This window comes from Agathobacter sp. LCP21S3_B2 (genome assembly GCF_052118705.1).
Lineage (GTDB): Bacteria > Bacillota > Clostridia > Lachnospirales > Lachnospiraceae > Roseburia.
The window spans coordinates 1-8,961 of record NZ_JBQKGQ010000033.1; the positions used below are offsets into that span (position 1 = coordinate 1).

Sequence of the window (8,961 nt, forward strand, 5' to 3'; positions counted from 1 at the left end):
AAATCCGGGGCAGAAAGCCCCGGAAATGTAATCTTAATTGTGGCAATGAAATGAGCAGTTGCCGGACAAAAATGAGAGCTGAATTTGGACAAGATAAGGAATCACAAACAGTAGTTATTATAAAGTATATATTTTACTTGGCGCCTATTAATATATTATCGTCAAATTATAAAGATTTTACTAAAATAAATCTGAAGTATTCTGAAGTTTTTCTCATTAAAAACTTAAATACCTGATTTTAATTTTATCCTCTATTACGTTAAATAAAAGAGACTCTTTTCCTGCGCAAAAAACAGAGGCCACTCTCTCGTTACTGCCTCTGCCTACTAATCAGTATTACATTATAATCAACTATATTCTCTCCCCCATACCATAAAAATAAACTTTAATTTTTCCTTCTTTATCAATTACAGCTTCCTGAAGCTTTATCTTTTCCGTTGTATTATCCACTAAATACCAATCTTTTTCTTCCTTATACAAACTATATATCTTATTTCTATAAATCACTTTATCTTCTTTAGCGATTCTCTTTCCCTCTGAATCAAAATAATCAGTATAACTATAAGCGATTAAAATAGATAAATTTTCATTTTGTCTATACAGTTTAACTATAAATGTAAATAGTACACTTATTGTAACATAAAAATATATTATAATATTTTTTGTTTTAACAACATATTCACTATTTAAGCCCAGCATAACATCCTGTATCACCACAATTAAAATCATTATATTCAGCAAAATTTTAATAATATCATCAATTGTATACCATATAGGAATTATGTTTTTATTATATTCCGTATTTAATTTGACATATAGTATTTTTATTATAGGAGTTAAGATCACCAAATAGCCAAAATAAAAAATAATACAAATTACTATGTATTTATTCAAAAAATTACATACACTTTGCGATAGACCAAATTCAATATTCTCTGGAATAATTGTTCTGATTTTACATTTATCTACTAAGCAAATCATGCAAATAATTATAAAGGAAATATTTTGTAACATATAAATAATTTTCCATGCAATATTTTTCCCATTAACAATATCATTTGTATCTTTATATAGTTCCTTTAAATTACTGTAAATACTCATTACGTTTCTCCAATCTATTTTATTATAATCTTTATAAAATATTATAATAATAAACTAAAGAAAACCCTTAAATATTTCCAAAAAAATATAAATTTTTATTAACAAATCTAAATATATATCATTTTACAATCGGAAACTCCAGTTTAACCCAAAACTTCCCATGTTCCCTTGAATAGCTCATATTTCCATTCATCCTAAGCATCATCATATCCACACTTTTTAGTCCTATTCCAGTACTTTCGAGCAGTGTCTTATCATCGCATATTCCATTACCGATTTTGACTTTAAAATTATCTTTTGTAAAAAAAGTCTCCATTACTATGATATGAGGGTCAAAAGGTATTTTGCCCCTCATTTATGATTAATCAGATTACTACATGCTACGCATTCCCGTAATCTGACTCCACCTCGAAATCCGCTAATTTCCTGCGTTTCCGCAGCAAATTGCTACTTTCTCGGTGTAGTGCGGGTCACTAAGGTATACATCGAATTGCATGCAAGCATGCATCGATGATACCTTTTGACCCTTTAATCATAGATATCTATATATCTACATATAATATATAAAGCTTAAATATTTGCTTAATTAAATCTAAATAATTCTGAATTTTCTTAAATAAGTTTAAATGCTATTTCCATTTACCCACTATCCTTCATTATTTAAATACCCATATATCTGATCATATGTCACCAGCGATACATTTCCCATTTTTCCGGCTTCCTCAATGCACCCTTGGGTAAATCCTTTTTTTGCGAATAAAAATAAATGGACATTCTCATATCTAAATAATCTGCTTCTCTTTTTCAGCTTTTCGAGCACTTTTACATCCACATTTTCATTTATCCACTTACATTCTCCAAACAATGCAGTGCTTTTATCCTGATCACCCATTATATCAATTTCTGTCTGTATTTTCTCTTGTGGATCTGTTCCCCACCATCGTCCAAGATTGCTAAATTCCACAGGTGCTTCCCCATCAAGCAGCAATTTCCACAGATACTGCATACATATTTCTTCAAATATCCTGCCCATATAATCTGACAGATTTGGAGCAATTCTTTTATACGCAAGTTCTGTTGCACCTCTGCTAATGATAGAATTATTATCAGGTATAAACCGATACCAGAATCTAAACATATTATCAGCTATTGCATATGTTGATTTTCTGGACTCCTTTTCGCCATATGGAGTTTCTTTCCGTATTAAGCCAAGATTAATCAGATTTTTCATATACTGTGAGCATACACTTGTCGTTTCGCCTATCTTGGTTGCGATTTCCGACATACGGGAGCTGCCTGTTGCTACTGCTGTTATTATTGCATTATATACAGCAGGTTCACGGACTTCCTGCTTTAACAGATTTTCAGGTTCCTCGAAGATTGCTGATGCGGGGTTGAGGAACACATTTTTTATATTGTCCTCTACACTCATGCTGTCATTCATCTGTAAAAGATATTGCGGAGTACCACCAACAATACCATATATCAGAGCCATATCCTCTGCTGAAAATCCGTTGAAATATTTGCAGCTATCTTCAAAATCAAACGGAAGTATCTTCATCTGAGCGGTTCTTCTGCCATACAAAGGTGCCTTATATGCCAGCACATTATCTTCCATGTAAGACATAGATGAGCCACATAATATAAGCATCATTTTAGAATTATCTTTATTTTTATCAATAAGCATCTGCAAGGTTGAAGCCATGCTTTTCGAAGCTTTTGCCACATATGGATACTCGTCTATGACAAGCACCAATCTTTCATTTTCACATAATTTAAATACATATTCTATTGCAGCCTGAAATGACACGAATGAAGTCCCCGGCATTATTCCTGAAGCATATTCCATGATTGCCTGACTAAAGTTCTCCAGATTCTGCTTTTCGTTGCTCTCTACTCCCATAAAATATATTGCTTTTTTATCCTGTATAAAATGGCTTATGAGAGCTGTCTTCCCCACTCTTCGTCTGCCGTATATTACTGCGAATTCAAATTTATCCGAATTATATAATCCGTTTAAAGTTGCAAGCTCTTTTTCTCTTCCTATAAACATAGCTCTTCTCCCTCCATCTCTATACACAATATTTTATTACTTATATATAATTTAGTCAATCGTAATTTAGTTAATCATAAATAACTAAATCGTAAATAACTAAATATTCATCTTTCATTTCGCGTACACAAAAAAGACGTCCGTCCCGGTCCCCACCGGTTCAGCCGTCTTTATAATAAATTTCAATGTTATACTTTTATATTTTACTCTTATTTATACTCTTTTACTAACTTTTATACTTGTTTGGATTTAGCATCTACTGCTGTGCAAGCACTGCCTGTACCTCTGCCTCTGTAGCGCATGCCATTACCTTGTCTGCCAATGCCTTGCAGTCTGCAATGCTGCTGTCTGCGATGGTCTTTCTGGTCTTGAGCACACTTGTGGCACTCACTGAGAACTCATCAAGTCCGAATGCGAGTAACAGCGGAATGAGCTTTGGATCTGCTGCTGCCTCTCCACACATGCCTACCATGATTCCCTCTTTCTTACCGCACTCGATGATACGCTTGATTGCGCGAAGCACTGCCGGATTGAAAGCTGAATAAAGGTATGCTACCTTTGAGTTTCCACGGTCTACTGCCATCGTGTAGCCTGTCAGGTCGTTTGTTCCGATACTGAAGAAGGCTGCCTCTTTTGCAAGCACATCCGCCATCATGCAGGCTGCCGGTGTCTCCATCATGATACCGATTTCGAGGTTCTTGTTGTATGCAATGCCCTCTGCATCAAGCTCTTTCATGATGTCAGCTACCATTGCCTTTACACTGCGAAGCTCATCTACGCCTGTCACAAGCGGAACCATTATCTTTATCCTGCCGAATGCACTGGCTCTCACAAGTGCACGAAGCTGTGTATTGTAGATGTCTGTTCTCTGGAGGCAGAATCTGATAGCTCTGTAGCCCAGGAATGGGTTGTCCTCTTTCTCAAGGCCCAGATATGGGATTTCCTTGTCGCCTCCGATATCAAGTGTACGGATGATGACAGGCTTGCCATTCATTGTCTCTGCTACTGATTTGTATGCCTCAAACTGCTCTTCCTCTGTAGGAATTGTATCTCTGTCCATGAAAAGGAACTCTGTACGGAAAAGTCCTATTCCCTCTCCGTCACACTCTACAGCTTTCTTTGCGTCCTCAGGCTTTCCGATATTGCATACAAGCTCTACCTTTGTGCCGTCTGCTGATACTGTTGGCACACCCGCAAATTTCTTTAAGAGCTCTTTCTCTTTTTTGTATTCCTCAAGCAGCCCAGCGAATTTCTGCTCTGTCTCAGCGTCAGGGTTTACGATTGCCTCTCCGCTTGTTCCGTTGAGTACCACTCTGTCACCATTTTTGACAGATGTACAGATTCCGTCAATACTGAGAACTGCCGGGATTTCCATTGCTCTTGCAAGTATTGCTGAGTGGGAGGTTCTGCCGCCCACCTCTGTGAGTATTCCTGCGATATTCTCTGCCACGATACCTGCTGTCATGGATGGTGTCAGGTCATGTGCCACGAGCACTGTGCCTGCCGGAGCTGCTGAGATATCGTAGTCCTCGATTCCAAGCAGAATCTTAAGGATTCTGGCTTTGATATCCCTGAAATCTGTCGCTCTCTGTTGCAAAAGCTCATCAGGTATCTGTGCAAATATCTCTGCTGTCTGCTCAAGCACCTGGTCGAGTGCCTTCTCTGCCGTGATTTTCTCACTTACTATGAGCGCTGTAATCTGTTCCTCTATGGTTGGATCCTGAAGCATCTGGATATGTCCGCGAAGGATATCCGCATCCTTTGCTCCGACTGTCTTTTCCATTCTGTCTGCCATGGTGTTTGTATCATTTACAAATTTCTCAATGGCTCCCTGGAGACGTGCGATTTCAGCGTCTGTATCTGTAATTTTCTTATTCTCAATCACTATCTCATGCTCTTCGATAATGACCACATTTCCGATTCCGATTCCTTCTGAGCCGGCGATTCCTTTGTACATATCACACCTCCGATTGACTTTACTGGTTGATTAATCTCCGAAGTTGTCTGCCTCGAGCTCTTCCATCTTTGCAAGTGCTGCTTCCTCGTCAGCTCCCTCACACTCGAATGTAATCTCTGCATCCTTCTTGATGCATGCTGCTATGATGTTTACAAGGCTCTTTGCGTTGATTCTCTTGTCGCCGAATACGATTGTTACATCTGAATCAAACTTGCCTGCCTCTCTTGCGATAACTCCTGCAGGTCTCATGTGAAGTCCCTCGGCTGCTTTTACTACCATTGTCTTGCTTACCATAGTTTTGTCCTCCTGATTTTAAAATTATTGGTTTATTTATTTCGCTCACACATATGATTAACTGTATCGTCCTCTGCTATTCATCAGCCTGTCATATGTCCGTTGCTTTCTATGGTTTTATTGTACTGTGCGGTATGAGTTTTTTCAATATTCCCCAAAATGCAAAATTGCACCATCTCTGGTGCAATTTTGTATTAATGTGATATTCAGTTCCACCCCAGCTCTTTCCGTATAGCTGCACAAAGCTCATGAGGTGAAGCAGCCTCCCTGAGCCTGTCAGTCGCTCCATTTTCATTCAGAAGCTTCGTGAAATCATGGAAAAATGCCTTTGTCGTGTTGACACTGTCAAAGTTTATCGCAAGCAGAAATATCATGTCTGCCATCCTCTCGCCCCACTCTATCGGCTTGTCGAGACGTATCACAAGTATCTGGCAGCGGTTTACATGCTCAGGCTTTCCGTGCGGTATGGCTATATTGCAGCCCACGGCGGTTGCCTCCACCTTCTCACGCTCCAGTACATCCCTCGCAAACTCGCTCTGCACTATTCCTTTGTTTATGAGAAGCTGGCACGCGCGCTTTAAAACATCCTTGCGATTTTTCGCCTTTTTCTCAAATATGATAAATTCCTCCGACAGCATCTGTGAAAACTCGCTGACCTCCGCGCTCTGGCCGGTCATGAGCTCAAAGCACTTGTTTCTGATATTTTTCTCATCCTGCGCACTGATTAGTGGAGAAACATACAAAAATCTCATATCATTGTGGATATCTGCCTGTGTGTCTATGGTCGAGAGTATGAGGTCGCAGTCATACTCGTCAATATGCTCTATGCGGTCTGACGACAAAATGCTTACTATCCTTACATCCGGCACCCTGTTTTCTATTTTGCCCGCTATTATACTGCCGGTCGCATAGCCTGCTGCACCAATTAACACTGCGCGCACTGTCATAGGATTTCTGTGCAGGGCACCTCCCACCTGCAAGGCAATAAAAGCTATCTCATTCTCGCTCGGCATGGCACCTGTGTACTTTTCGTAGTATCTCGATACAGTAAAGCATACCGTAAAGAGACTGGCATACGATTGTGTGATATCGGAAAGAAACGGATTGTCTATCTCTATGCCAAAATGAGTCCTCGCAATGGAGCCCGGTAAAAAGCTACGCATGCTCTCACGTAGAAGCTCATTTTCAATCAGATTGGCAGCGAGAAGATTTGACAGATACACTATCATCTCATCCTCTATGCTAAGCGCCTCCTCACAGGACATGACAACGCGGTTTTGTCCCTCGGCACAGGAAAAAAGCATTGCCAGATACATGATTTCAGGCTGTGCGAGGCTGATGCCATGATATCTTTCCAGAAAGCCTGCTGCCTCCTTTGCCATGTTCTCATGCTCTGTCATTATGAATCCATTTTTCTGTACCTGCTGCTCTGTTGCGGTGCCCGCATCCTCATCACTTGCATCATCACACATTCGGTTCGACAAATCTAACTCATCCGGTTTCAGCTCCTTCTCCACATCCACCCTGAAAAGTGCAATGGCTATGTACTCTGCCAGCATCTGAAATGTGTAATCCGTAAAGATGATATCAAAGCGTCTCTCCACATGATGTATCATGTCAACTGCCATCGACAGATTTACGCTTCTGAAATTATTAGCTATCACCTCGGCCGCGCGTCTTGAAAGCCTGTGGTCATCGGTCTTGATAACCTGCTTATCACTGATTGGATATCTGCAGAAATGCCTCATGGCTTTTCTGATATCAAGCTCACTGCCTGTCGCATATATTCCGTAGCCCACCGTTCTGTGCACCTTAATGCCATAGAGCAGAAGCTCTGCGTCAAGCTCATTTATATCATCCATGATGACATTTTTGCTGACGTTTAACTCCTCCGAAAAAAGTGCATACGTGTATGTATCCCAGCCACTTAGCAGAATATACGATATGTAGTTCTGTCTCTTCTTCTGCGATACTGCTGCCGATTTCCGCCCTGCCACATCCAGAATCTTTCCTATCTGCGCATCGCCAAAGCACGGCTTCATGCCTTTGCCCGGCTTTCTGTCGAGCGTCATAGAGTTTTGCTCACAAAAATCAGCCACCTCCTTCAGATATGTCTTCACACTTCGCTCTGACATACCTGTGGACGCAGCAAGAGCCTTTGATGTGACAAGCTCATTGTTGTGCTCTGCCAGCTTTTCAATTATCAATAGTCCCTTTTCTGAAAGCATAAATCAAAGTTCTCCTGATTATACGTAATTTAACAATTCGACCGGTTCATCTATCAGATTTGTTGCACCATGCTCCTTCAAAAACTCTACATCCCTGAAGCCCCATGTGACAGATACGCACTCCAGACCTGAATTTTTCGCTGTGGCGATATCCACATCGGAATCCCCCACATAGATTGCCTCATCCTGTGTCACTCCAAGCTCCTTTAGTGCCTTCTGCACCATATCAGGCGCCGGCTTTTTACGGATGCCTTCCTCCTCCATCTCGCCGATGGCTGCTGTCATGTAATCCTTAAAATACAGCTTGTCCAGCGATTTTACTGCAAAATCTATCTTGTTTGATACGATAGCCATTTTGATGCCGCGCACCTTAAGCTCCTCGAGCAGCTCCATAATACCATCATATGGCGATGTATTGTCGTTACAATGTGCGTCATAGTACTCCTTGAATAACGCAAAGGTCTCCTCAAACTTTGGATTATCTGCCCCCTGTGGCACTGCACGCTCCATCAGCAGTCTGACTCCGTTTCCCACAAATCTGCGCACCTCATCGAGTGTACGCTCCGGCATGCCACTTTGTTTCAATGCATAGTTTGTTGCATTTTTTAAATCCTCGAGTGTATAGAGAAGTGTTCCATCAAGGTCGAAAACGACCGCTTTTTTACGGTTTTCCTCCTCACCCTTTGCTATATGTGTCTTTTCAAATTCTGTCTTGCTTATCATATATACCTCATTCCTGTCATCATTTGGCAGAACCATAATATCTCCCGGTCTGCCTGATATATAACTGCTGTCATCCTTATTCTTAAATAGCTTTACCTTGTGCTTTAGCACAAAAGCTCTTGAAAAATCCTCCTCAACAGGTATGCACACTCTGGCATGTGCCATTCCATCCACTATAGTCTCCGTATCCTTATTCTTGAACCTCGGGACATAATCTGTCTGTTTCACAGTAAACCGCCAGTCCTTGTATATCCTGAAGCTTTTGTTCAGCCTGTCCAGATTTAAAATCCGTACACTGCCGTCTTCTCCTATTATGACTACCGTATCTTCACCAACCGGTGTGGAGATATCCCCCTTAGCTGTCCGCACTCCCATGCAGCAGCCCACAGGCAGTATATCCTTTGCAATGATATATCCCATCGGTATCGGGCGTTTTTTATAATCCACTTTTTTGAAGCCACTCGTATCAAAATCTTCTCCGTAAATTATCTTTGTATTACTTCGGCTGTTAAATATCACAATATTTAACAGCCATATATTTCAATATATTTCAGCTTGCTATGCTTAAACAAACAAGTTACCTGTTCCTTATTCTCCTGTAGTCC

General features: G+C 40.5%; 7 protein-coding genes. 1 reads left to right on the plus strand and 6 read right to left on the minus strand.

The features are described from left to right. Positions 1-236 (plus strand): hypothetical protein (locus tag ACTQ1L_RS14960; protein ID WP_441368028.1); only part of this gene is annotated, 236 nt, incomplete at its 5' end. Positions 237-351: 115 nt separating this feature from the next. Here the strand turns inward: ACTQ1L_RS14960 and ACTQ1L_RS14965 are convergent. The 6 genes from ACTQ1L_RS14965 to ACTQ1L_RS14990 all read right to left on the minus strand — a co-directional run bounded on the left by ACTQ1L_RS14965 (position 352) and on the right by ACTQ1L_RS14990 (position 8,803). After that, positions 352-1,101: a hypothetical protein gene (locus ACTQ1L_RS14965; RefSeq protein WP_441368030.1), complete on the minus strand. Its 750-nt coding sequence runs from the start codon at positions 1,099-1,101 to the stop codon at positions 352-354. 646 nt (positions 1,102-1,747) lie between these two features. Beyond that, positions 1,748-3,154: an ATP-binding protein gene (locus ACTQ1L_RS14970; RefSeq protein ID WP_441368032.1), complete on the minus strand. Its 1,407-nt coding sequence runs from the start codon at positions 3,152-3,154 to the stop codon at positions 1,748-1,750. 256 nt (positions 3,155-3,410) lie between these two features. Continuing rightward, positions 3,411-5,111: a phosphoenolpyruvate--protein phosphotransferase gene (gene ptsP, locus ACTQ1L_RS14975; protein ID WP_441368033.1), complete on the minus strand. Its 1,701-nt coding sequence runs from the start codon at positions 5,109-5,111 to the stop codon at positions 3,411-3,413. 30 nt (positions 5,112-5,141) lie between these two features. Then, positions 5,142-5,405 carry an HPr family phosphocarrier protein gene (locus ACTQ1L_RS14980; protein WP_012741269.1) on the minus strand — a complete coding sequence of 88 codons (264 nt, stop codon included), beginning with the start codon at positions 5,403-5,405 and terminating at the stop codon, positions 5,142-5,144. Positions 5,406-5,611: 206 nt separating this feature from the next. Further along, the gene (locus ACTQ1L_RS14985; RefSeq protein ID WP_441368035.1) at positions 5,612-7,633 is read right to left on the minus strand and encodes a BglG family transcription antiterminator; all 2,022 of its coding nucleotides are present in this window, start codon (positions 7,631-7,633) and stop codon (positions 5,612-5,614) included. An 18-nt stretch (positions 7,634-7,651) separates the two neighbouring features. Further along, positions 7,652-8,803, minus strand: coding sequence for an HAD family hydrolase (locus ACTQ1L_RS14990; RefSeq protein WP_441368037.1), 1,152 nt, complete (start codon positions 8,801-8,803; stop codon positions 7,652-7,654). Between the last annotated feature and the right edge of the window lie 158 nt (positions 8,804-8,961).

Coding starts and splice junctions, on each gene's coding strand:
- ACTQ1L_RS14980 (WP_012741269.1), bottom strand. CDS start 5,405: ATGGTAAGCAAGACAATGGTAGTAAAAGCAGCCGAGGGACTTCACATG.
- ACTQ1L_RS14985 (WP_441368035.1), bottom strand. CDS start 7,633: ATGCTTTCAGAAAAGGGACTATTGATAATTGAAAAGCTGGCAGAGCAC.
- ACTQ1L_RS14970 (WP_441368032.1), bottom strand. CDS start 3,154: ATGTTTATAGGAAGAGAAAAAGAGCTTGCAACTTTAAACGGATTATAT.
- ptsP (WP_441368033.1), bottom strand. CDS start 5,111: ATGTACAAAGGAATCGCCGGCTCAGAAGGAATCGGAATCGGAAATGTG.
- ACTQ1L_RS14965 (WP_441368030.1), bottom strand. CDS start 1,101: ATGAGTATTTACAGTAATTTAAAGGAACTATATAAAGATACAAATGAT.